The following is a 22,384-nucleotide window of genomic DNA, read 5'->3' as shown; positions in this document are numbered from 1 at the left end:
TGCACCAAAAGCACCGTTCCGTGTGGCACACGGGTACACCATTGCCGAGCCAGCTGTTCATGGCTCATCCGCATGGATTCGCCATCCGGCTCAGCACATCATTCCCTTCGCCGATGCTGGCCGGTGTGCGCAGCCAGCAATGAGCAGGATTTACGACCCACCAAAGAATGACACGTCAATGCAACGAGTTTCCCCCAACACGATCGACCCCGGTATCTCCCTTGCCGCCTCCGACAATGAACTGAAGCGCGGACTGAGTAGCCGCCACCTCCAGATGATCGCGATCGGCGGGGCCATCGGCACCGGCCTCTTCGTGGCCTCCGGCGGCACTATCTCGCAAGCCGGGCCCGGTGGCGCGCTGGTCGCCTATGCCTTGGTCGGACTGATGGTCTTCCTCTTGATGCAATCCCTCGGGGAAATGTCTGCCAAGATCCCCGTGGCTGGATCGTTCCAAACCTACGCAACCCGTTTCGTTTCACCGTCGTTCGGGTTTGCCATTGGATGGAACTACTGGTTCAACTGGGCCATTACAGTGGCCGCGGAACTGGTGGCTGCGGGAATCATCATGGACTTCTGGTTCCCGGGCGTCCCCGGATGGATTTGGGCCGGAGCATTCCTCGTCCTGCTCACGGCAATCAACGCGCTCTCGGCCAAGGCATTCGGTGAAAGCGAATTCTGGCTGTCGCTGATCAAGGTCGTTGCCGTAGTGCTGTTCCTGGGTGCGGGCGTGCTGATGATTTTCGGCATCCTGGGGGACAACTCCCCGGGACTCAGTAACTGGCAGAACCGCGAGGACGTGTTCCACGGCGGCTGGGTATCCATTATTTCGGTCTTCATGATCGCCGGATTCTCCTTCCAAGGCACCGAGCTGGTGGGTGTTGCCGCGGGCGAGGCAAAGAACCCACGTCGCGAGGTTCCCCGGGCGATCCGCTCGGTCTTCTGGCGCATCATGATCTTCTACATCGGGGCGATCTTCGTCATCGGATGCCTGATCCCCTTCACCGACCCGCGACTGCTGGCCTCCGGCGAAACAAACATTGCGGCTTCTCCGTTTACCCTGGTGTTTGAACACGCGGGCATAGCGTTTGCCGCTGCCTTGATGAACGCGGTCATTCTGACCGCGATCCTTTCGGCCGGTAATTCAGGCCTCTACGCCTCCACCCGCATGCTCTATGCCATGGCGCATGATGGCAAGGCACCGAAGATCTTTGGCCGCACCAACCCACGCGGCGTGCCGATGGCCGCCTTGCTGGCCACGGCGGCCGTTGGCCTCTTCGGCTTCCTGAGCGCCGTCGTCGGCCAAGGTGCGGCTTATGCTTGGTTGCTCAATGTTTCCGGACTGTGCGGCTTCATCGTCTGGGCTGGCATCGCGCTGTCACACTACCGCTTCAGGCGGGCATTCATCGCCCAAGGGAACAAGGTCTCCGACTTGCCCTACCGGGCGTCGTTCTTCCCGATCGGGCCACTGCTGGCATTCGCCGTCCTCATTGTGGTGATAGCCGGACAGAACTACCAGGCCGTTGTTGCCGGGCATGGAGCGGAAATCCTCTCCTCCTACATTGGGATTCCAATGTTCCTGGGCCTCTGGCTGGTCCACCGATTCGTCACCAAATCCAAGGTTGTCTCGCTGACGGAGATGGATCTCACTGGTCCAAAGGACGTTGACGAGGCCGGTGTGTAGAGATGCTGCTCGTCTACCGGGTATCCAACGCCAGCTGCGGCAGTCTCAGCTTGGGATCAGGCGCCGACGTGCGTTATGATGAACAGTCGGCTTCGTGTCTAACGGAGCCATTTTTCCGATCGGTCGCTGGCAAAATCCAGTGACGTGAACAAAGGTTTTAATCATGCAGGCTGATATTCACCCGAAGTACGCCCCCATCGTCTTCCACGACCTCGCCTCCGGCGAGAAGTTCCTGACGAAGTCCACCGCGACCTCGAAGAAGACCATTGAGTGGGAAGACGGCGAGACCTACCCGATCATCGACGTTGAAATCTCCGCCGCTTCGCACCCGTTCTACACGGGCAAGCAGCGCATCATGGACTCCGCAGGCCGCGTGGAGCGCTTCAACGCTCGCTTCAAGGGCTTCGGCGCCAAGAAGTAGCCCTCAGCCTCATGCATCAACGGGATCCCTTAGGGGATCCCGTTGATCTTTAACCACCATCCCGCCGGGACGGTGGGCTCATTCGTTCGAGTCCAGCACGAGAAGCCCGGATTCAGTAGGATTGAAACCATGACTCAAGCGTGGACCCATCATGGTGAATACAAGGTCGTCGGCGGAAAGCTGGTCGTAGCCGACCTGGATACCGCTGATGGAAAGATCTCCAAGGCCAGCATCAACGGGGACTTCTTCCTCGAGCCCGACGAGGCGCTGGAAGACATCAACTCGGCACTTGTGGGGCTGGACGCCAGCTCTCCGGCATCGGTCATCCGCGACGCCGTCACGGCGAACCTGCGTGATGAAGCAGTGATGTTCGGCTTCGATGCCGCAGCCGTGGCAACAGCCGTCCGCCGTGCCCTAGGCCATGCCACCGCGTGGGCCGACCACGACTGGCAGGTCATCGCCCCCACCCCGATGTCCATCACCGAACAGGTCGCCCTGGATGAGGTGCTCACCCGGCAGGTCGCTTCCGGCGAACGCCTGCCGACGCTGCGCCTGTGGGACTGGAACGAATCAGCCGTGGTGATTGGCAGCTTCCAGTCACTGGCCAACGAGGTCGATCCGGAGGCCGCCGCCGCACACGGGGTGCGCGTGGTTCGCCGGATCAGCGGGGGAGGCGCCATGTTCATGGAACCTGGCAACGCGATCACCTACTCGCTGTACCTGCCGCAGTCTCTGGTCGACGGCATGTCGTTTGCCGACTCCTACCCGTTCCTCGACATCTGGGTAATGGAGGCCCTGGCCTCCATCGGCATCAAGGCGCATTACAAGCCGCTGAACGACATCGCCACCGTTGCTGGAAAAATCGGCGGAGCCGCACAGAAACGCCTGGCCAACGGGGGACTGCTCCACCACGTCACCATGTCGTACGACATCGACGCAGAGAAGATGGTTCAGGTACTGCGCATCGGCCGCGAGAAGATCTCCGACAAAGGCATCGCCAGCGCGGTCAAGCGCGTCGACCCGTTGCGCAGCCAGTCGGGGCTCAGCCGGTCCGAGATCATTGAGGTCATGATGACCACCTTCGAGGCACGATATGGTGCCCGCCGGGTGCTGCTGGACGAGAAAGCCCTGGTTGCGGCTAGGGACCTGGTCGACACAAAGTTCGGTACCGAGGAATGGCTGCAGCGCGTTCCCTAGCTGGCCGTTTAGAGTCTGAGATAGCGGGGTTCGTCGGTTCGAATCCGACAGGTGGCCGAGAATTGTGGAGGACCAAAAAACCCGGATTTACTGGTTTTTCGCAGTTCCGGGCTGGGTTTCCACCCGCCACTGCGGATTTAGTGGGTCTTAGATTTTGAACGCAACGGTTGTCGGTTGGAATTCATGAGTGGTTTAGTTCGTTGAAGACGCAGTTGAGTGTGTGGAGGATTCATCACTGTACTGGTGACATGAGTTTCTGTCCAAGACAGCGCCACAACTTCTGGCCGTGGACGGCCCAACGTCCTCAACTGTATTTCGGACGAACCGGTCGATCACACCTGAAGTTGCCTCATTGAATCGGACTTCCCCCAGAGCCGGCAAAATAGCCCGGGGCTACCCCGCGAGCCATCTCGACGAAGGCGCTTTTCAGGTGAGCAGTTTACGTAGCCCAATGCCGTAACCTGCTCGTGCGACAACTGTTCCCAGGGGTCTGAGCCAGCGCGGCAGCCACGCCGGACGGAGGCTTTGGCGCCAGACGACCACGACCTCGGAGCCATGTTGCTCGATGCTGGCCTCGACTTCGCCTGCTACGGGGCCAAATTTCGATACTTCTAGGCGTCCCGGATTTCCTTCCCTAGGGGCTTCGGCTCTGAGGACCAGCATTCGGTCTGCAATTTTCACTGGCCCCAAGGACGTGAGTCCGACAAATTCCAGGCCCTCGCGCATCCGGTTTCGAGCCGGCGTCACTGTGGTGAGCGGAATGGCTCGGGTGTGGCCATCCAGGTCGGTCAGTTTATCCCAGATGTCCTTGGCATCGCCGATACACCGAATCCGAAGGGTGAACGTATCGTTGAAGGGCTTACCCGCATTGACCATTCCTCGTGTATCGCCAAGTGCGCGTGCCGCGGCAACGCCGCTGGCCAATGCGCCTTGAATGGAGGATTCCGCAGTGTCACCGGCAATGACCACTCCAGGGATCCCACTGGCCAGGGGACGCTGCCCGGGCTCGATGGAGGGCAATGCATCGGGAATGTCGTGGCGCACCAGCAATCTCCAGTCGGGGTCATGAACCCCCATGATGCTGGCGGCTTGGGCCAAAGCTTCGCTGTCATCCAAATCGTGCGCACCTACGGCGGTTGCTTGCACCAGATGACGTCCGGCAGGGGCATACGCCGGGCACACATTGGAGATCACCGAAGTGTGGATCAGCCGGGATTCTCTGCGGACATCGAGGTAGAGGAATGGCGACCTATTGGGACGGTGAGGGGCATCAAACCACCACGTTGTCAGTGAATTCATGGTCGGCTCGGGCTGTCCAGTGAGCCGGGCACCAACCCGGGGACCGGTGGCCACGACCACCCGGTCCGCCATCAGCTCTTCGCCGGAGGCACAGACTACTTTCACTTGGCAATCCTGGCTGATGAGGGATTCTACTGTCATTGAGAACCGGATGCGTTCCCAGACCGGCTCGGCCAACTGATGCGCCACTGATGACATTCCTTGCGCCGGCAACGACGGGATTCCCTTGGCGAAATACCAGGCCAGCGTTCGAGCCGAGGAAGCCACGGTTTTTAGGTCCCGGTCGGCTACGACACCCGAAAAAAAACTTTCGATGACCTTGCGCAAGGGCACGGAGAAACCAGCTCCGTCGATGACTTGGCGTAGCGTCGACGATTTGCCGCTTGCAAGGCGGTTCCAGCGGAGCAACGCAGGAACGTCCCTGAGCTTGACCGTACCGCCGAACAACCCTCTCAGGTAGGAGGGATGCCGGAAAGGATCAGCCAATATCTGAACACCAGACTCATCCCGAACCGCGACACCGCGCCCTAATGGATGTAGTTCAAGGTCCTTGAAGTTCAGTGCCCGCCGAGCGTCCGGGTAGCCAGGATTAATAAGCTGAAACCCGCGGTCGCACCGAAATCCGTCAACCAGCTCGGTATCGACGCGGCCACCAACCCTTTGCGAGGCTTCCAAGATCGTGACGTCGTGCCCCTGTTCGGAGGCCAGTCCTGCGGCACGCAGTCCCGCTAGTCCTGCACCAATCACGATTACTTTCACGGCCATTTCCTTCTTCGGTCAGGAACTATCCGATTATTTCGTGCCCTATCAGAGCTTAGCCCTGATCTACGGATGGAAGTCTGTGAACGACCTGCATTTTTCACCATGAAACATGGGCTGCTGCGACAGCAGCCCATGCCGATATCACGGCTGACTCGGGGACGGCCCAAATGCAGCCGCAGCCGGGTCAAACCCGTGATGCAGCTCGCCGGGCTGGCCCACGACAACGGTTAAAGACCAAGCTGTCTAAGCCGCGACCGATGCAGCCTGTCCCCGCAGTGACCTGTGCAGTCGGTCGTGTTCCTCAATCAGGATCCTGCGCAGGGCCCGCGGGGCATCCGGGTGATCTTCCAGCCACTGGACCGTCCGCAGCAATACTGGATGCCGATCGGCACCTACTTCTGGATCGATATCCTGAGCGTTCGGGAAAAGCCCCGCAATGGCTCGGGTGGCTAGGCCGATGCTGCGTTCGGCCCAAATGCGTTCCAGTTCATTCCAGTACCCGGTGTAGTAGCCCTGCAGCAATTCCCAGGATCCGAGCGTGAATCCTTCGGCCGTTGCGCTCAATTGCGCATTGGACAGTGTGTTGCCGTGTGCGTCTCTGCCGGAGATAACCGCCGCATATGCGGCTGCTTTTATCCCGGCATCGGGGCGTGCCGCGCTGGCGAGCGCGTGACCGACCGTTGCGTCGGCGCTTGGTGCAGCGGCCAGTTCGGCATCAAGCGTGGCGGGGGAGACCCGGCCGTGGACTGCCTGGGCCTGGAGCAGTGCCCAGCGCAAGTCCTCATCGAGGACAAGGCCCCGCGGCGCGCGGGTGCCGTCAATCAGTCCGGCCACGAGGTCCGAGGTCTCGCTATCGGCCTGGGATCGGGCGAGCTTGGCGAAGGCCCGAGCCGCAGCAAGTTGCTGGTCGCCGCCCGGGGCGGATGCATCAAGGACGGCCGTGAGTGCGTCAACGAGCAGCCTGCGTTGCGCATCGCGGATTGAGGGCGCGCAGTAGGAATTTGCAGCAGTGACGCCCTGATCCACCACGCTGGAAAAGACGCCGGGTTCTGTGATTCCACCGGCGAAATCCGCGACGGCTTTCACGAACACGGGGGCCGGCAGCGCCGCATCGCGGACCATGTTCCACAGTGCGGCCCAGATGCTTGCCCGTGCGAGCGGATCCGTGAGCGCATCGGCATGTGCCAGCACGGTGTCCAGCGAACCCGGATCCAGTTTCAGCTTCGCATAGGTCAGGTCCTCGTCGTTGGGCAGGATCAACGCCGGTGCCGGCTTCCCCACCAGGAACGGCAACTCAATCGAGTCGCCGCTCATCGTGAGTAGTTCCGATGAGGTCCGCACCAGGGATCCGTCGAGCAGCTCGAAGATCCCGACGCGGAGCTGGTGGGGCCGCAGCACCTGTAAGCCAGTGACCGGGTCGATTCCAGACTGGGTGAGTCGAGCGGAGATGACCTTTCCTCCGTCGTGTTCCAGCTCCAGTACCACCTCGAGCACGGGAACACCGGCGGTCTGCAGCCAGGTCGCGGCCCAGTGGCTCATGTCCCGGCCCGAGGCGGCTTCGAGTTCGCGCAGGAAGTCCTTCAGCGTCGTGTTGCCGAAGGCATGGGCGCGGAAGTAGCTGCGCGATGCATCCCGGAAGGCCTCGGGGCCCACGTAGGCGGCTAGCTGCTTGAGCACCGAGGCTCCCTTGGCATAGGTGATGCCGTCGAAGTTCTGCCGTGCCGCCTCGAGGTCCGGGATGTCGGCGACGATCGGGTGCGTGGTGGGTAGCTGGTCCTGGACGTAGGCCCAGGTTTTACGGCGGTTGGCAAAGGTCACCCAGGCGGTTTCGAAGTCGGTCGCCTCGTGGACTGCCAGTGTGCCGATGTAGTCGGCGAATGATTCCTTGAGCCACAGGTCGTCCCACCAGCTCATGGTGACAAGATCGCCGAACCACATGTGCGCCATTTCATGCATGATCGTGTTCGCTCGGCCCTCACGCTGGGCGACGGTGGCACGGGAGCTGAAGACGTAGGCCTCGGTGAACGTGACGAGGCCCGGGTTCTCCATGGCGCCGAGGTTGTACTCGGGAACGAATGCCTGATCGTATTTTCCCCAGGGGTAGGGGTAGTCGAAGAGCTCGTGGAAGAAGTCCAGTCCGCGCCGGGTGATCTTGAACAGCTCGTCCGGATCCAAGGCCGGGGCGAGGGAAGCACGGCAGGTCAGTGCCAGCGGGATGTCGAGTTCCGCTCCGTCGGACATCGTTCCCGACCAGTCCGAGCGCACCACATGGTATGGGCCGGCCAGCAGTGTGGTGATGTAGGTGGAGATCGGCAATGTGGGTCCGAACTCGGTCATGCTGTTGCCGTCGGCCTGCTCCTTGACCGAGGTGGAAGACTGGTTGGATGCCACATGCCAACCGGTGGGAGCCGTGACGCTGAAGCTGAACGGAGCCTTGAGGTCGGGCTGTTCGAAGTTCGCGAAGACCCGCCGGGCATCGGACGGTTCGTACTGGCTGTAGAGGTATGTCTGCCCATCGGCGGGATCCAGGTAGCGGTGCAGGCCTTCGCCGGACCGGCTGTAATAGGCCATGCCGCGCACCGTGACCGTGTTGGTTTCCGCCAGTCCATCGAGCATGATGCGCGAGCCGACAACAGCAGTGGCGGGATCCAGTTCACGGCCGTTCAGCGTGATCGACTCGATTGATTCGTGGATGAAGTCCAGGAAGGTGGAACGTGATCCATTGATGACGCGGAAGTCGATGCTGGTCTCCGAGGCGAAGCCGGTGACCTGGTGGTCGCGGGCCGTCGAGAAGTCCACTGCCACCCGATAGGCGTCAACGTGCAGTGCGGCGGCGCGGGCGGCGGCCTCTTCGCGGGTCAGGTTCTCATTGGCGGGTGCTGGCGTTCCTGTGATCTGCGGCATATGACTATTGAAACATGAAATATATGCTTTATACCTTCTTTGGCGTTGTCGTTAATTTCCGCATCGTCGGGGCGGTGGCCGGCCCATCAGTTCGGGAACAGTGCGACCGCGCCGAGGCCGAGCCCTGCAACGACGCCCCAGGCTGCCAGCGCGGCCGTGGTGGCCCGCCCTGCGCTGCGGAAGAGCAGCTGAAGGTCGATGGCAAAGCCGAGCCCGACAAGTGCGGCACCGAGCAGCAGCTCCTGGGCAACGTGCCCGGCTTCGAGTACGGCTTCGGGCAGGATTCCCGTGGTGCGCAGGGCAATGGCGAGGATGAATCCGATCACGAAGAGCGGGACCAGCGGAGGGCGCTTGCCGGAGTGGGCGCCCTTGGGTGCGCTCAGCGTACCGAGCAGCGTCACCGGGGCGAGCATCAGCACGCGTACCAGCTTCACCACGACGGCTGCGGCCAGGGCCACGGCTCCGGCGCCCTGCGCAGTCGCCACGACCTGTCCCACGTCATGCACCGAGGCGCCGACCCAGCGGCCAAAGTCCAATGGATCCAGTCCCAGGACCAGGTTTGCAGCGGGCAGCACGGCAATGGCCAGCGTCCCGCAGAGCGTGACCAGGGCGACCGGGATCGGCGCGTCCTTCTGGCTGCCGCGGGCCTCGGACATGGCGCCGATGGCGCTGGCTCCGCAGATGGAGAATCCGGTCGCGAGCAGCACCGGCTGGTCCCCGGGCATCTTCAGGGCCTTGGCCAGCAGCAAGGTGCCGCCGAAGGCTCCGGCGACAACGCCGATGATCAGCAGCACGCCGATGATCCCGAGCCCGGCGACGTCGGCCAGCGAGAGCTGCAGGCCCAGCAGCACGATGCCCAGGCGCATGAACTTCTTGCCCGAAAACGCCATGCCCGGCCCCATGGCCACCCGGAAGCGCCCGGTATGGGCACCGAGCGGCAGGTTCCCGGCCAAAGCGCCGAGCACCACGCAAGCGGTCAGCATCGGGATCGCCGGCACCAGCGCATGCAGCGACCAGGCAACCCCCAGCAGCCCGGCGGCCATCAGCCATCCGGGCCACCGGGCATCGCTCAACCAGCCGGTTCCGGTGCTCACCAGGGGGACGGCTCGTAATCCTTGAGGAAACAGCCGTAGAGGTCGATGCCGCGTTCGCCATCGACGATCGGCTGGTAGACCCGCGCGGCCCCGTCGATCAGGTCCAGCGGTGCGTGCCAGCCCTCCTCGACCATGCGCAGCTTCGCCTCATGCGGACGCTCGTCGGTGATCCAGCCGGTGTCCACGGCCGACATCAAGATCCTGTCCTTTTCGAGCAGCTCCTTGGCGCTGGTGCGCGTGAGCATGTTCAGCGAGGCCTTGGCCATGTTCGTGTGCGGGTGTCCGGCGCCCTTGTAGCGGCGGGAGAACTGGCCCTCCATGGCCGAGACGTTCACGATGTACTTTCGCCGCGCATCGGATGCCGCAAGTGCCGGACGCAGCCGCGAGGCCAGCAGGAACGGTGCAGTGACGTTGCACAGCTGCACCTCGAGCAGCTCCAGCGGATCGACGTCCTGCAGGATCTGAGTCCAGGAGTTCTCATCCACGACGTCCGGCACCAGGCCACCGGCGTCGATCGCCGTGCCGGCCGCAATCCGCTGAAGCGAGGCGGATCCGGCGGTCATCGCCAGTTCGGCCAGCTTTCCGGCGTCGTAGCCATCGGAGGAGATGGCGACCAGCGGTGAATCCTGCAGCCGGAAGGCGGAGGCAAGGGCGCGCGGGTGCGCCAGCGGGGGCTGGTTCTCGCCCCACACCTCGGGCCCGCCGTTGGCCATGGACAGTTCGGTCGGCAGCGCAGTGGCCTCGGATTCGATCAGGTGCTTATACGAGTTCGAGGTGCGGCGCACCGTCTGCGCTGCGTTGTTGATCAGGATGTCCAGCGGGCCGTCCGCGGCGACCTTGTCAGCCAGGGCGATGACCTGGGAAGGGTCGCGCAGGTCGATGCCGACGATGCGCAGGCGGTGCAGCCAGTCGGCCGAGTCCTCCAGGGCGGCGAAGCGGCGTGCTGCATCGCGCGGGAAGCGGGTGGTGATGGTGGTGTGGGCGCCGTCGCGCAGCAGGCGCAGGGCGATGTGCATGCCGATCTTCGCACGTCCACCGGTGAGCAGGGCGCGCTTTCCGCGCAGGTCCGCACGGGCGTCGCGGCGTTCGCGTCCCTCGGCCGCGCAGGTGGGACAGAGGTAGTGGTGGAACGCGTCGACAGTGGTGTAGCGCTCCTTGCAGATGTAGCAGCCGCGCGGGCGCAGGTACTCGCCGGCGGTGTGCCCGTCGGTATTCGAGGAGAGGTCGAGGCCCATCGTCTCGTCATCGAGCCGGTCCGGCGAACCGGTCGCTGTGCGTTCGACGGTCGCCCGGTCCGCATCGGCGATCTCGGCTCGCTTGGTGGTCTTGCGGTGTCGCTTGGCGGCCTTGAACATTTTGCCCGTGGCCCGGCGGACCGCAATATAGCGGTCGTCGGTCTCATCGAGGGTGTGGACGGTCCCCAAGACGCGCAGGGCTGCGTCGAGGTCGGCGGCGGTGAAGGGATGCTGTTCAGTCATGTCCCTTGAATTCTACCGCCGCCTCGCGAGTCACGGCGCCGCAGCAACGGCGGCGGCCAGCCAGGGCAACACGCGATAGCCGCAGTTGGTTTACAGGCGGGTGCGCGATGATGCAAGGCGGCCGAAATTTTCCGGACTATATTAGAGGTTATTCGTCCTCAGAACGTTGACGGGACAGCTCGGGGCGCTGATTCCCCCGCAACGGGGGCCCCATGGATTATCACCAGACTTTCACGCAGGTACCGGGCGGTGAAGATGTGCGGCCGGTAACCAAAACCCGTGTCAGGTGGATGCGGCGCTTCAAGCCCGCGGGATTGCCGTTCATGGCCCAGTGGATGCTGGCTGTTTCCTCGGCGATGCTGCTGGCAGGTCTCGTGGAATCCGGCCTGGCACAGCAGCAGATCGTCGAGCGCGTGCTCGAGGGTTCGCTGCGGAATTACGAGGTCTTGGCCTCGGGGCTCGAGGAAGTCCTCGCGATGGATGTGGATCCGAAGCTCAGGGAAACGCTGATCGCTGACGAAATGCGACACGTCGGACACAGCTACGGCACGGTGTATGCCGGATTGTTCGATGCGCAGGACCATCTGCTTTCCAGTGTCGGTGGCGGGAACGGTGACCCCTCCGGGACGCCGGCTGATGCCGCAGGCCGGCAAGCGGTACTGGAAACGGGCCGGGGTGCAGTGGGCAGCGACGAAGGGGCAGACGCTGCGCGGCATGAATTTGTGGTACCGGTCTCGACTCCGGATGGCATGCTGGTTTTGGAGATCGAGCAGCAAGCCGGCATCGTCACGGACCTCGTCGCCGATCTGCGATCGCGCAACATTATCGGTTTTTTGCTGGCTGTGGGAATTGCGCTTCCGTTGTCATATATCTTGGGCGGTCGCTCATTGCACCGGCGCCAGCAACGCGCGCGATCGGAGGCGGATTTTGACGCGCTGACAAACTTGGCTGGTCGGCGCCCCTTCCGCCCAGCCCTGGAAGCCTCGCTCGCCAACAAAACGAACACGACAGTGACGCTGGCGCTGATCGACCTGGATGGCTTTAAACAGATCAACGACCGCCTCGGGCACAGCCAGGGCGACCGCGTCTTGAGGGGTCTGACCGATTCCTTCAAAGAACTGCGGGCCTCGGACACCGCCTATCGGCTAGGAGGGGACGAGTTCGCCGTCATTTTGCCGGGCAGCGACGAAGAACGTGCCGCTGAGGCACTGAACCGGGTCCGGGAATCCTTGGCCAAGAGCTTCCCAGGGGTGAGCTTCAGTGCTGGCATCGCCTCGAGCACTGCGTCGGTTCCGGTGGCACTGCAGGAACTCTGGGAACGCGCCGATGCGGCCCTTTACGAGGCCAAGGGGCGTGGTCGTCGGCAAAGCGTCACGTTCGGTTCCATGGCCTCGGGGCACAGCGTCAGTACGGAGAAGATCGAGGCGCTGATGGCGCTGGTGCAGGGCCAAACTCCCATCGCTGTGGCGTTTCAACCGATCTGGGACCTGCGCCGGGGCGTGGTACTGGCCCACGAGGCGTTACTACGGCTGCCCAAGGAATCGCCGATTGTCGGTCCGCAGGAGGCCTTCGACCTCGCCGAGCGCCTCGGGCTGGCCCCGACGCTCGATGCGCTGGCTCGGGGCGCGGTTCTCGCTGCGGTGAAGGATCGGCAGTGGGAGGGCTTATTGTTCCTCAATATCCACCCCGGCGCTTTGGCCGGGCTGGATATAGACCATCTCATCGCGGGGCTGGCCGCTGCGGGCCTGGAACCCGCCGACGTCGTACTGGAAGTGACCGAACAGGCCGGTCTGGACTGCCCCGAACCGATTCGTACCCTCACCCGGGCACATGAAAGAGGTTTCCGGCTGGCCCTTGACGATATGGGACAGGGCAACGCCGGACTGCACGCGCTGACCCTGGTCCGGTTCGATATCATCAAGATCGACGCAGAGGTCATCTCCCGGCTTGGCACGGATCCTTCCGCGTCGGCCACCGTTGCTGCGGCCATGACGTTTGTCGGGCATACCGGGGGATGGGTGGTGGCGGAGGGCATCGAAGAAGACCGGATGCTGGCGGCGCTGCTGCAGTGCGGCTGTGAAGAGGGCATGCAGAAGCCGGTGCTCGCCGGGCAAGGCTATCTACTGGGTCGGCCAGGGGAGCAACCGGTAGGACTTGACAGCCACCTGACGGTTCTGGAGAGCCAGCACCCGTCCCGCCCCGAGACCGATGACCTGGACCGGATTGGTTCCGGAAACCCGTAGAGATCAAGCCCCGTTGGATGCCGTCCAGACTGGGGTGCTTACATCGATTCGCTGGCCTCGGCTGTGCTTCAATGCCGCAGCTGCACGGCGCTGGTGCATGGCAGCCAGCACCGGCTTCTGTAGCTCCAGTGGGCCAGCAAAGGGGCTCTTGGGCTTTGAACTGGCTGCAGTATTGATTCTCTCCGGGGCATCGAACGCGCGCATGAAGCCGCCAGCGTCATGAGCAATTTGATTGTCCACGCGGGCATCACTTCAAAGACGCTTCTTGCGAGAACTTCCACCCCGGTCCTCCGCAGGCCCCTGCCCGGTGCCGAACTCTGGTGGGTGCGGCACCGGGCAGGGTTCGAGCTACTTCGACTTCGCAGCCCGTTTGGCCGCCTTCTCGCGGGCCACCATGATCTTTTCATCCAGTGGCGCATCGGTGGACGCACGCAGCCGGCGGTAGTATTCCATGGCCTCGGCCTGGCGCTCGTTCTCGCCGCCGGTGGCCAGCGGGGCCCGCAGGTGTTCGGGCCCGTAGCCGAAGGCGTCGACCAGGTCCTGGGCGTGCGGTCGCAGGCGGGCGAGCAGGCGATTGATGTAGGAGCTGAGCGTGCGGCCCCGCTGCATCGACAGGCGGCCGTTCATCAGGTACCAGCCGATGTTCTTTTCGAGCAGGCCCAGCCCGTAGACATCGCGCAGCCAGGTGAGCACGGTGCGGGTGCCCTGATCGGCCACCTCGTCCAGGGCCCGGGTGAACGACTCCCAGAGGAGGAGCTCGCCGTGGGCGCGGGCCGCGTCAATCAGTTCCTGCTGGTGTTCGTTGAAGGCCGCCGCCTGCTCGGACTGGCTGCGGCCCTGCACGGCGCGCAGCGCATCGGCGATCTCCGAGACCATGGAGCCGACCCGGTCGGTGAGTAGCTCGTGCTGGGTCTGCGGGTCCTTGAGTACGTTGGCGCTGCGGCGCTCGGAGCCGGTGTCGGCGGCAGTCTGGGCGAGCTGGCGCAGGCCCGAGCGGTTCAATGCCACCTTTTCCGCATGGTGCACCACGTAGCGGGCCAGCACGCCGGCGTTGAGCTTGCGGAATTCCTGGCCGTAGTCGGTAAGCAGCCGCTTGCCCACCAGCTGCAGCAGAATATTGTTATCTCCCTCGAATGTCGCATAGACATCCAGGTCCGCGCGCAGGGAAGTGAAGCGGTTTTCGGCCATGAAACCGGCACCGCCGCAGGCCTCGCGACATTCCTGCAGCGTGTCCAGCGCGTGCCAGGTTGAGAGCGGCTTCAAGGCGGCGGCAAGGGTTTCCAGGTCCTGGCGGTCCGCGTCGGTGTCCGTTTCGCCGGAGAAGACGCCGTCGAACTTGGCCAGCAGTTCCTCGTGGGCGAATCCGGAGGCGTAGGTGGTCGCCAGGCGGGTGATCAGCCGGCGCTGGTGGCGCTGGTAGTCCAGCAGCACCTCCTCCGCCGTGGGGGAGGAGGCGTTGAACTGGCGGCGTTGGTTCGCGTAGGTCACGGCGATCTGCAGGGCGACCTTGGATGCGGCGACAGCGGCGCCATCGAGCGACACGCGGCCCTGGACCAGGGTGCCGAGCATGGTGAAGAAGCGGCGGCCCGGGCTATGGATCGGTGAGGTGTAGGTGCCGTCCGGGGCCACGTCGCCGTAGCGGTTGAGCAGGTTGGTTCGCGGGATGCGCACGTGGGTAAAGTGCAGCTGGCCGTTGTCGATGCCGTTCAGCCCGCCCTTCAAGCCGTCGTCAGCCCCGCCGATGCCGGGTAGGAAGCCGTTCTCGTCGCGCAGCGGGACATAGAAGGCATGCACGCCGCGGTTTACACCGTTCGAGATCAGCTGGGCGAAGAGCACACAGGCCTTGCCGTGGATTGCCGCGTTGCCCAGGTATTCCTTCCAGGCCGCCTTGAAGGGGGTGTGGATGACGAATTCCTGCGCCGAGGCATCATAGGTGGCCATGGTGCCGATGGAAGCGACGTCCGAGCCGTGTCCGATCTCTGTCATGGCGAACGCGCCGGGGATCTCGAGGTTCATGATGCCCGGCAGCCACTTGGCATGGTGTTCCTCGGTACCCAGGTGTAGTACGGCGGAGCCGAACAGGCCCCACTGGACGCCGGCCTTGATCTGCAGCGACGGATCCGCGGTGACGAGTTCCTCGAAAGAAGCGATGGAACCCGCATGGTTATCCTCGCCGCCGAGTGCAACGGGGAAGGCGCGGTGCACCGATCCGGCATCCACCAGGTCCGAAAGCTGGGTGAAGACGCGCTGACGGTGCTCGTCCATCGATTGGCCGTCGATGCGCTGGATCTTCGGGTCCCCGGCGATCTCGCGGGCGCGCCGGCGGATATCCGCCCAGCGGCCGAGCAGCTGTTCGCCCAGCGCCGCCACGTCAACGGCCGCGGATTCGTTGGTCAGGATATCTTGCGTCACGGGTGGCGCCTTTCGCTGGGTCGGTTTCGGATTCGAGCTGGAAGTCGTGGGATTCGTCATCGGCCCGGGGCCGGTCGATGCCGCGTGTCAGCCATTGCGTGATGCCCCGCGCGAGGTCCTTCGCCGGCGGGCGGTGGCCGGGGTCCTGGCGCAGCCAGAGTTCCCCGGCAGAGCGGACCATGCCGATGGCCGCACGTGGCCACAGGTCCCACACGGGGCTGCCGGTGGTTTGCGTGGCGTCCAGGTGGACATGGAGCCGTTCGGTCATCATGGCCGTGAGCTCGGTGAAGAAGCCGTCGAGGGCCATGCCGGTGGGTTCGGCCCCGGCCGGGGACGTCAGTACGTCAGATGATCCGGTGGAGGTCACGAAGAAGTAGATGTTGGGGGAGCCGGATGCGAGGTTCAGGTAGGCCAGGACCATCGAGTGGAGCGCCTCGTGTTCCGTGGCTCCGGAGCGGCCGGCGGAGATCACGTGGGCGTGGAAGTCGGCTATGACCGCCTCGGCCAGCCGCTGGCGCAGCCCGTCCTTGTCGCCGAAGTACCGGTAGAACACCGACTTGCTGGTCGCGGCGTCTGCGGCGATGTCGTCCATGGAGGCACCAGGGCCGAGTCGGTGGATGGCGCGGCGGGCCAGTTTGAGCAATTCCCGGCGGCGCTCGGCCCGGTGCGCGTCCCAACGAGCCGAGCGGCCGTCGGCCGCCGGGGCGTCCGGGGGCGGTGTAGAGGTTTCCTGTACGTGGCTGTTCACGATACTCAGCGTATCAGGTACGCTGAGTATCAGTAACCCTCATCACAGTGAATCCAAGGAGAGCGCGCGCATGGCCAACAACACCCAGGTTCCGCCCCGGGGCATTCGCCCGGCAGTCGTCATTGGTGGAAACCGCATCCCGTTCGCCCGTTCCGGAGGCGCCTATGCCAAGGCCAGCAATCAGGACATGCTCACCGCTGCGCTCGATGGCCTCGTGGCCCGCTTCGGCTTGCAGGGCCAGCGCATTGGCGCCGTGGCCGGCGGAGCAGTGCTCAAGCACGCCAAGGACTTTAACCTGGTCCGCGAATCGGTGCTCGGAACAGCGTTGTCGCCCGACACCCCGGCCTACGACGTGCAGATGGCCTGCGCCACCGGCATGGAGGCCATCGGCTCACTGGCCAACAAGATCATGCTCGGACAGATCGAGTCGGGCATCGGAGGCGGGGTGGACACCACTTCCGACGCCCCGATAGCCGTCTCGGAGGGGCTGCGCTCGATCCTGCTGGACCTCTCCCGGGCACGTAGCGCCGGCGCGAGACTTTCCGCGCTGTCCAAGTTCCGTCCGCGCGACCTGGCACCCGACGCGCCGGGCACCGGTGAACCACGCACCGGCCTGTCCATGGGCGACCACCAGGCGCTGACCACCCGGGCCTGGAACATCACCCGCCAGGCGCAAGACGAGCTGGCGCTGGCCAGCCACCAGAATCTGGCAGCGGCCTATGACCGCCACTTCTTCGACGACCTGATGACCCCGTACCGCGGCGTCGCCAGGGACACGAACCTGCGCGCCGACACCACCGCCCAAAAGCTGGCCAAGCTCAAGCCTGCGTTCGGCAAGAGCCTGGGCGAGGCGGCGACGATGACGGCAGGCAACTCCACTCCGCTCACGGACGGTGCCTCCGTGGTGCTGCTGGGCTCGGAGGATTACGCCCGGGCCAACGACCTGCCGATGCTGGCCAACTTCGTCGACTTCGAGGCCGGCGCCGTCGACTTCGTCAAGGGGGCCGAGGGGCTGCTCATGGCACCGGCCTACGCGGTGCCGCGGCTACTAGCCCGCAACGGTCTGACGCTGCAGGACTTCGACTTCTACGAGATCCACGAGGCCTTCGCCGGCACCGTGCTTTCCACGCTGGCCGCCTGGGAAGACTCCGACTTCTGCCAGAACAAACTGGGCCTGGACGCGCCGCTGGGATCCATCGACCGTACCAAACTCAATGTGAACGGCTCCTCGCTGGCCGCAGGTCACCCTTTTGCCGCCACCGGCGGACGCATCGTGGCCACGCTGGCGAAGCTGCTACACGAGAAGGGCTCGGGTCGAGGCCTGATCTCCGTCTGCGCCGCCGGCGGCCAGGGTGTCGTGGCGATCCTGGAGGCACGCTGATCATGGCCGACAAGTACCTGGAGCTCGTCAACCACGGAGGACCCAAGAAGCTGGCCAAGGCCCTCGGGCTTCCCCGGCCGGCCATCCTTCGCCGCTACACATCAGGGGATCCGCTGATCCCCGGGCCCTTGCTGCTGCTGGGAGACTCGGCCCAGGCGTCTGCCGCCTCCGAACTGCTGCTGGGCTGGGGTCTGGATGTACGGCGCCATGCACTGGCCGGGGAGAAGCTCGGAGCCATCGTGCTGATGCTCGACGACGCCGCGACCCCCGCCGACCTCTCCGAACCGATGCTTGCAGCCGGCGCCGCCCTGCGACGGCTGCTGCCCGGTGGCCGCGTTCTCTCCTTCTCCCGCCCGGCCGCCGAGGCCGATACCCCGGGCAGTGCCGCCGTCCGTCAGGGCATCGACGGGGCCGTTCGTTCGCTGGGCCGCGAGTTGCGCGGCGGGGCAACGGCCAACGGGGTCGTGCTTCACGCGGGGTTGGGCATCGATGCCCCCTCCGCCGCAGCGGCCCTGCGCTTCCTGCTCTCTGGGCGCAGCGCATATGTCGATGGACAGTTCCTCCATGTGGACTCGGACGCCGGGGTGCTCCCGGTCGATGGGGAGAAGCCGCTGGCAGGCAAGGTGGCAGTGGTGACCGGGGCCGCCCGAGGCATCGGCGCCGCCATCGCGCGAACCCTGCACCGGGATGGGGCCACCGTGGTGGTGGTCGATGTCCCGGCTGCCGGCGACGCGCTGGCCAAGGTCGCCAACGAGGTCCGGGGCACGGCGCTGCAGCTGGACATCACCCGTCCCGATGCCGGACGGGTGATCGTGGAGCACGCCCGTTCACGCCACGGTTCGCTGGACATCGTGATCCACAATGCCGGGATCACCCGCGACAAGCTGCTCGCCAACATGGACGCGGCCCGCTGGGATTCGGTCATTGCGGTGAACCTCGAATCACAGCTGCGCATGAACGATGCGTTCCTTGCCGCGGGCCTGCCCGGGTTGCGGATCGTCTCGCTTGCCTCCACCTCCGGCATTGCCGGAAATCGCGGGCAGGCCAACTACGCAGCCTCCAAGGGCGGAGTCATCGGCATGGTCGCCGCCAGTGCCCAGGCGTTCGCCCGGGCCGGTGGCGGCATCAACGCAGTTGCCCCGGGTTTCATCGAAACCGACATGACGGCACGGATCCCGCTGGCAACCCGCACCGTGGCCCGGATGCTGATGCCATCGCTAATGCAGGGCGGCCTGCCGCTGGATGTCGCCGAGGCCATCGGCTTCCTTGCCTCGGACGCTGCGGCCGGGATCAATGGGCGTACCCTGCGGGTGTGCGGACAGTCGCTGGTGGGGGCATGACCGCCCGCCCGGTCCGTGAACTGGACACCTTGCCGAGCCTTGGTTCGCTGTATGCAACAGGCCTGCGCCGGCAGGTAGCCGCAAAGCTGCCCGGTGCCCGTCCGGCCTCCTTGGTGCTGCCGGATACCGAGCACCGGGTGAGTGGCGTAAAGGCCGACACCCGGGCGCTGGTGGCCTATCAGCGGCTCATGGGAGACAGTGTGCGCGATGAGCTGCCCAGTGCCTTCGTCCACGGAATGGTATTCCCCGCCGCCATGAGCGTGCTGGTTCGCGATGATTTCCCGCTGCCGCTGCTGGGCATGGTGCACCTGCGCAACGAGGTGGAACATTTTGCGCCCGTTGCGGTAGACCAGGTGCTCGATGCCGTGGCCTACGCGCAGAATCTAGGATCACACCACAGCGGCACGACCCTCGAGGTCGTCGCCGAGGTGCGTGCCGATGGTGAAATGCTCTGGCGTGGTGTCTCCACCTACTTGGCGCGGGGTATCTGGCCGGGGGAGAAGCCCGCACGTCATGGAGCTGGACGTCCGCCCTTCGTGCCTCCGGTGCGAACCGCTTCATGGAGCCTGGGTGCCGATACCGGTCGGCGGTTTGCCTCGGTACTCGGGGACTACAACCCGATTCACCTCAGCGCGGCCAGCGCCAAGCTGCTGGGCATGAAGCGCCAGATTGCCCACGGGATGTATTTGGCCGGGCGTGCGCTGGCCACTGCAGCACCCCACGATGGAGGTTACGGCTGGGAGGTGGAGTTCATGACTCCGGCCTTCCTGCCCGGGGTTGTCGATGTGTCGATCCGTCAGGAGGAGGGCTCCGTGAGTTTTGACGGATGGGCCAGCCGCAGCGGCAAACCGCATTTCACCGGAGCGGTCTCCGCGCTCTGAGCTGCTCCCGGTGCCGTCCACCGCCACGGACGGCACCGCGGCACACGCATGTGGACCCGGATCAGCTCGTTCCCACCTTCTCCAAACACTGAAATGTGACTCTCGACATACTTTCGGGTGAAATGGTCGTTTTCGAGGTCCTGAATCGATGTCTTCCCTAGAAGAACCGGGGTTTTCGCCCCAAAGAGGCCCCGAATTGGTGTCTGCTCAAAACCCGTGCTAGAGTCTTATCTCGCCGCGAACGAATGAATCGAACTTCTCCGGAAGGGCGAAACTAAGGTTCGTAGCCACACAAGCGCGAGTGGCGGAATAGGTAGACGCGCCAGCTTGAGGTGCTGGTCCACGCAAGTGGGTGGGGGTTCAAGTCCCCCTTCGCGCACAAACAGGCCCCTGGTCAGAGAAATCTGATCGGGGGTTTTTTGTACCCGCCGAGATGCGCAAGCCATGGCTTATAGGACCAAGCCATGTGTGATCCTGCGCTTTGGGCGCGTCGCGCCGGCGTGGCTCTGGCGGTATGACGATCCATCCGCATGCTTGGCGAAAGAGCTCAATGAGCTTTCAGGCGCCTAGGCCCTTGAGCTACCCGAGGAACTCTTCGTCAGGACGATCGCCGCATTGATATCCCGGGCTGGCCTTGAAGTCCCTTTCAGTGACTCGGCCCAGCCCTAGCAGCGGGACTCCAACGGAAATTCGAATGAGATGTTATGCCACGACTTCACCCGAAGCGCCGATTTGGGTGTGTACGGGCTGGATGATCTGGAGCATGCCGCTCAGGAATTCAATGACCAGCCCCGGAAGACGATCGAGTGGGAGAACCCCGCCGCGTGCCCGCGCGATTTATTGGGTGCCACATCATCAGGGGTGCTGCCACGACCCCTGGAATTCTGCCATGCAAATGACTTTTGATATCCGGCGCGGTCGGCTTCATCGGAAACACCGTAGTGCCAGCAACCTGGAAACCCATCGGGCAGGAAAATGATGGATCACGCCCAGAAGAATCAGCATCGATCCTGATAGCAGTTAACAGACCGGTCCATGGGGTGGCAGAAAACGGCAAGCACCGCCTCAAGGCATTGCTGATGTAACCGGTAACCCTAGGTGGCTTCGTCGAGCCTTTCCCGCGCGGCCACCACCAAGACGGCAATGCCCGCCTCCAGAGTGGGGCTGATCAGTGGGGCGAAGTGTGGAGAATGGTTGGAAGGGATGCCTCGGTCGACCGTGCCGGCCGCCGACGCGGCAGCAAACTCGGCAGGCTCTGTGTCGCCGAGCAGCCAAAAGCACAGCGGAACGCCTGCGGCATCCGAAATAATGCCCACGTCATCGCTGCCTGTCACTGCACCCGGGTCCATCACAGCCTGTCCGGTGAGCCCTGCATCGAATGCCGCACGCGTGTGGGAGGTTGCAGCAGTGTCGTTCACCAGCACGGGAAGGGAGTCCTGCAGCACGATTTCAGGCTCTCGCTCCGCAACCGACGCGGCAGCCTCGGCGTTGACGATACGTTCGATGCCCGACATCACCCGTTCGTGCACCTCCACGATGGAGCTACGCACGGATAATCCTAGGACGGCATCGTTGGGAATGACGTTGTGCTTGCTGCCGGCCTGGACCTGCCCCGCGGTCAGGACTGCGCTGTCGCCGTCGGCAACTTCCCGCGCGATTACTGTCTGCAAGCGCCTCACGGCGGCCACCGCCATGACCACGGGATCCACAGGGGTTTCCAGCCGGGAGCCGTGGTCTCCTCCGCGCCCGTGCATGGTGATGGTCAGCTGGTCGGCTCCGGCAAATGCGGCACCGGAACGCCGTCCAAGCATGCCGGCCGGCAGTGGTGCGACGTGTCGGCCACGCGCCACGGATGGTTTGGGAGCCCGCTCAAAGAGACCGTCGGCGACGATGGCCCTGTCCCTTGCTGCGCGTTCCTCGGCCGGTTGGAACACGGCCGCGCCCCTGCTCCTCCAGTCTGCGGCGTTCTGTTTGAGCAGTTCCACACGGCACTCAGCTGACGTCTGCGTCGTGGCCGCAGGCGTGCAGGAGGTGAACCTCGTTGCCGTCCGGGTCAGCGCCGCGGGCCGTGCTGGCATAGTCCAGAGCCACGTCCTCCAACACGGGCAGTGCATCCATGCCGGAACGTAGCATCACCACGGGCCCATCGCCATTGTGGAGGATCCCCACCACCCCTGTGCGGCCCACCCCGCTGAGGACTTCCAGCCCGAAGGCGTCGAGCCGATCGGCCACGATACCGGCGGTGCGATGTTCGCCAAAGGAGAGTCCAGGGTTCTGCTGGAGGTCTATATTGAGTGACTCCAGACGATTTGCCACAACCCGGGATTATTCGATGACGGAGCTCATCGTCTCGTTGTCTTTCAATCAGGACGTGTGGTGGCTGTCGTTCATGTCCCCAAATGCCGGTGATTTGAGTCTGCCATGCCATGCCCGGCGTGGCATGGCCTGGGTCAGACACGGTGCCGCCTCATGCTGCCTCGAGAGTCTCTGTGCGTGCGATTCTTCCGCATTGTGCGGCGGACTCAACGGGACGCAGTCCATGA

Annotated in this window: 15 protein-coding genes and 1 tRNA gene; 8 read left to right on the top strand and 8 right to left on the bottom strand. The window is 64.2% G+C overall.

Annotated elements, in window-relative coordinates; translation table 11 throughout:
* Positions 1 to 178 precede the first annotated feature (178 nt).
* The 3 genes from E9229_RS17035 (at position 179) to E9229_RS17025 (ending at position 3,299) form a co-directional block, all read left to right on the top strand.
* Entirely contained in the window at positions 179 to 1,681 is a 1,503-nt protein-coding gene (locus tag E9229_RS17035; RefSeq protein WP_183512842.1) for an amino acid permease, read from the top strand.
* 163 nt (positions 1,682 to 1,844) lie between these two features.
* Positions 1,845 to 2,102 (top strand): type B 50S ribosomal protein L31, encoded by a 258-nt coding sequence (locus tag E9229_RS17030; protein WP_183512841.1) that lies wholly within the window; start codon positions 1,845 to 1,847, stop codon positions 2,100 to 2,102.
* A gap of 129 nt (positions 2,103 to 2,231) precedes the next feature.
* Positions 2,232 to 3,299 (top strand): lipoate--protein ligase family protein, encoded by a 1,068-nt coding sequence (locus E9229_RS17025; protein ID WP_183512840.1) that lies wholly within the window; start codon positions 2,232 to 2,234, stop codon positions 3,297 to 3,299.
* Positions 3,300 to 3,725: 426 nt separating this feature from the next.
* Here E9229_RS17025 and E9229_RS17020 read toward each other — a convergent pair whose 3' ends face one another.
* The 4 genes from E9229_RS17020 to E9229_RS17005 form a co-directional block, all read right to left on the bottom strand.
* On the bottom strand, positions 3,726 to 5,357 hold the full coding sequence (locus E9229_RS17020) for an NAD(P)/FAD-dependent oxidoreductase (protein WP_183512839.1): 1,632 nt from the start codon (positions 5,355 to 5,357) through the stop codon (positions 3,726 to 3,728).
* 246 nt (positions 5,358 to 5,603) lie between these two features.
* Positions 5,604 to 8,264 (bottom strand): aminopeptidase N, encoded by a 2,661-nt coding sequence (pepN, locus tag E9229_RS17015; RefSeq protein ID WP_183512838.1) that lies wholly within the window; start codon positions 8,262 to 8,264, stop codon positions 5,604 to 5,606.
* Positions 8,265 to 8,350: 86 nt separating this feature from the next.
* Positions 8,351 to 9,358 carry a YeiH family protein gene (locus E9229_RS17010; RefSeq protein ID WP_312855746.1) on the bottom strand — a complete coding sequence of 336 codons (1,008 nt, stop codon included), beginning with the start codon at positions 9,356 to 9,358 and terminating at the stop codon, positions 8,351 to 8,353.
* The gene (locus E9229_RS17005) at positions 9,355 to 10,836 is read right to left on the bottom strand and encodes an SDR family oxidoreductase (RefSeq protein ID WP_183512837.1); all 1,482 of its coding nucleotides are present in this window, start codon (positions 10,834 to 10,836) and stop codon (positions 9,355 to 9,357) included. Before E9229_RS17005 ends, E9229_RS17010 begins: the two co-directional genes overlap by 4 nt.
* Before the next feature lie 212 nt (positions 10,837 to 11,048).
* Here E9229_RS17005 and E9229_RS17000 point away from each other — a divergent pair, with 212 nt between their 5' ends.
* Entirely contained in the window at positions 11,049 to 13,079 is a 2,031-nt protein-coding gene (locus E9229_RS17000) for an EAL domain-containing protein (protein ID WP_183512836.1), read from the top strand.
* A gap of 348 nt (positions 13,080 to 13,427) precedes the next feature.
* On the opposite strand, the gene E9229_RS16995 is transcribed toward E9229_RS17000, so the two are convergent.
* Together E9229_RS16995 and E9229_RS16990 are read right to left on the bottom strand one after the other, a co-directional pair.
* Complete coding sequence (locus E9229_RS16995) at positions 13,428 to 15,551, bottom strand: acyl-CoA dehydrogenase family protein (protein ID WP_183512835.1); 2,124 nt, start codon at positions 15,549 to 15,551, stop codon at positions 13,428 to 13,430.
* The gene (locus E9229_RS16990) at positions 15,451 to 16,239 is read right to left on the bottom strand and encodes a TetR/AcrR family transcriptional regulator (RefSeq protein ID WP_183512833.1); all 789 of its coding nucleotides are present in this window, start codon (positions 16,237 to 16,239) and stop codon (positions 15,451 to 15,453) included. The genes E9229_RS16995 and E9229_RS16990 overlap by 101 nt, the downstream gene beginning before the upstream one ends.
* Positions 16,240 to 16,309: 70 nt before the next feature.
* Between E9229_RS16990 and E9229_RS16985 the strand changes: the two genes are divergently transcribed.
* From E9229_RS16985 to E9229_RS16970, 4 genes are all read left to right on the top strand, one after another.
* The gene (locus E9229_RS16985) at positions 16,310 to 17,620 is read left to right on the top strand and encodes an acetyl-CoA C-acetyltransferase (RefSeq protein ID WP_183512832.1); all 1,311 of its coding nucleotides are present in this window, start codon (positions 16,310 to 16,312) and stop codon (positions 17,618 to 17,620) included.
* Between the two features lie 2 nt (positions 17,621 to 17,622).
* Positions 17,623 to 18,960, top strand: coding sequence for a 3-oxoacyl-ACP reductase (locus E9229_RS16980; RefSeq protein WP_183512830.1), 1,338 nt, complete (start codon positions 17,623 to 17,625; stop codon positions 18,958 to 18,960).
* Entirely contained in the window at positions 18,957 to 19,841 is an 885-nt protein-coding gene (locus tag E9229_RS16975; protein WP_183512829.1) for a MaoC family dehydratase, read from the top strand. The genes E9229_RS16980 and E9229_RS16975 overlap by 4 nt, the downstream gene beginning before the upstream one ends.
* A 295-nt stretch (positions 19,842 to 20,136) precedes the next feature.
* Positions 20,137 to 20,220, top strand: a tRNA-Leu gene (locus E9229_RS16970).
* Between the two features lie 715 nt (positions 20,221 to 20,935).
* Here E9229_RS16970 and E9229_RS16965 read toward each other — a convergent pair.
* Both E9229_RS16965 and E9229_RS19915 read right to left on the bottom strand, forming a co-directional pair.
* A complete protein-coding gene (locus tag E9229_RS16965; protein ID WP_312855745.1) occupies positions 20,936 to 21,775 on the bottom strand; it encodes a peptidase dimerization domain-containing protein in 840 nt (279 codons plus the stop codon).
* Between the two features lie 58 nt (positions 21,776 to 21,833).
* Positions 21,834 to 22,157 carry a zinc-binding metallopeptidase family protein gene (locus tag E9229_RS19915; RefSeq protein WP_312855744.1) on the bottom strand — a complete coding sequence of 108 codons (324 nt, stop codon included), beginning with the start codon at positions 22,155 to 22,157 and terminating at the stop codon, positions 21,834 to 21,836.
* Between the last annotated feature and the right edge of the window lie 227 nt (positions 22,158 to 22,384).

The organism is Paeniglutamicibacter cryotolerans (assembly GCF_014190875.1).
Classification (GTDB): domain Bacteria; phylum Actinomycetota; class Actinomycetes; order Actinomycetales; family Micrococcaceae; genus Paeniglutamicibacter; species Paeniglutamicibacter cryotolerans.
This window is presented reverse-complemented; position numbering and strand designations above follow the sequence as displayed.

What these genes read in the sequence shown, in the direction of transcription:
- E9229_RS17035 (WP_183512842.1), top strand. Translation starts at nt 179, where the DNA reads ATGCAACGAGTTTCCCCCAACACGATCGACCCCGGTATCTCCCTTGCC.
- pepN (WP_183512838.1), bottom strand. Translation starts at nt 8,264, where the DNA reads ATGCCGCAGATCACAGGAACGCCAGCACCCGCCAATGAGAACCTGACC.
- E9229_RS17025 (WP_183512840.1), top strand. Translation starts at nt 2,232, where the DNA reads ATGACTCAAGCGTGGACCCATCATGGTGAATACAAGGTCGTCGGCGGA.
- E9229_RS17000 (WP_183512836.1), top strand. Translation starts at nt 11,049, where the DNA reads ATGGATTATCACCAGACTTTCACGCAGGTACCGGGCGGTGAAGATGTG.
- E9229_RS17030 (WP_183512841.1), top strand. Translation starts at nt 1,845, where the DNA reads ATGCAGGCTGATATTCACCCGAAGTACGCCCCCATCGTCTTCCACGAC.
- E9229_RS16980 (WP_183512830.1), top strand. Translation starts at nt 17,623, where the DNA reads ATGGCCGACAAGTACCTGGAGCTCGTCAACCACGGAGGACCCAAGAAG.
- E9229_RS16995 (WP_183512835.1), bottom strand. Translation starts at nt 15,551, where the DNA reads ATGACGAATCCCACGACTTCCAGCTCGAATCCGAAACCGACCCAGCGA.
- E9229_RS16985 (WP_183512832.1), top strand. Translation starts at nt 16,310, where the DNA reads ATGGCCAACAACACCCAGGTTCCGCCCCGGGGCATTCGCCCGGCAGTC.
- E9229_RS17005 (WP_183512837.1), bottom strand. Translation starts at nt 10,836, where the DNA reads ATGACTGAACAGCATCCCTTCACCGCCGCCGACCTCGACGCAGCCCTG.
- E9229_RS16975 (WP_183512829.1), top strand. Translation starts at nt 18,957, where the DNA reads ATGACCGCCCGCCCGGTCCGTGAACTGGACACCTTGCCGAGCCTTGGT.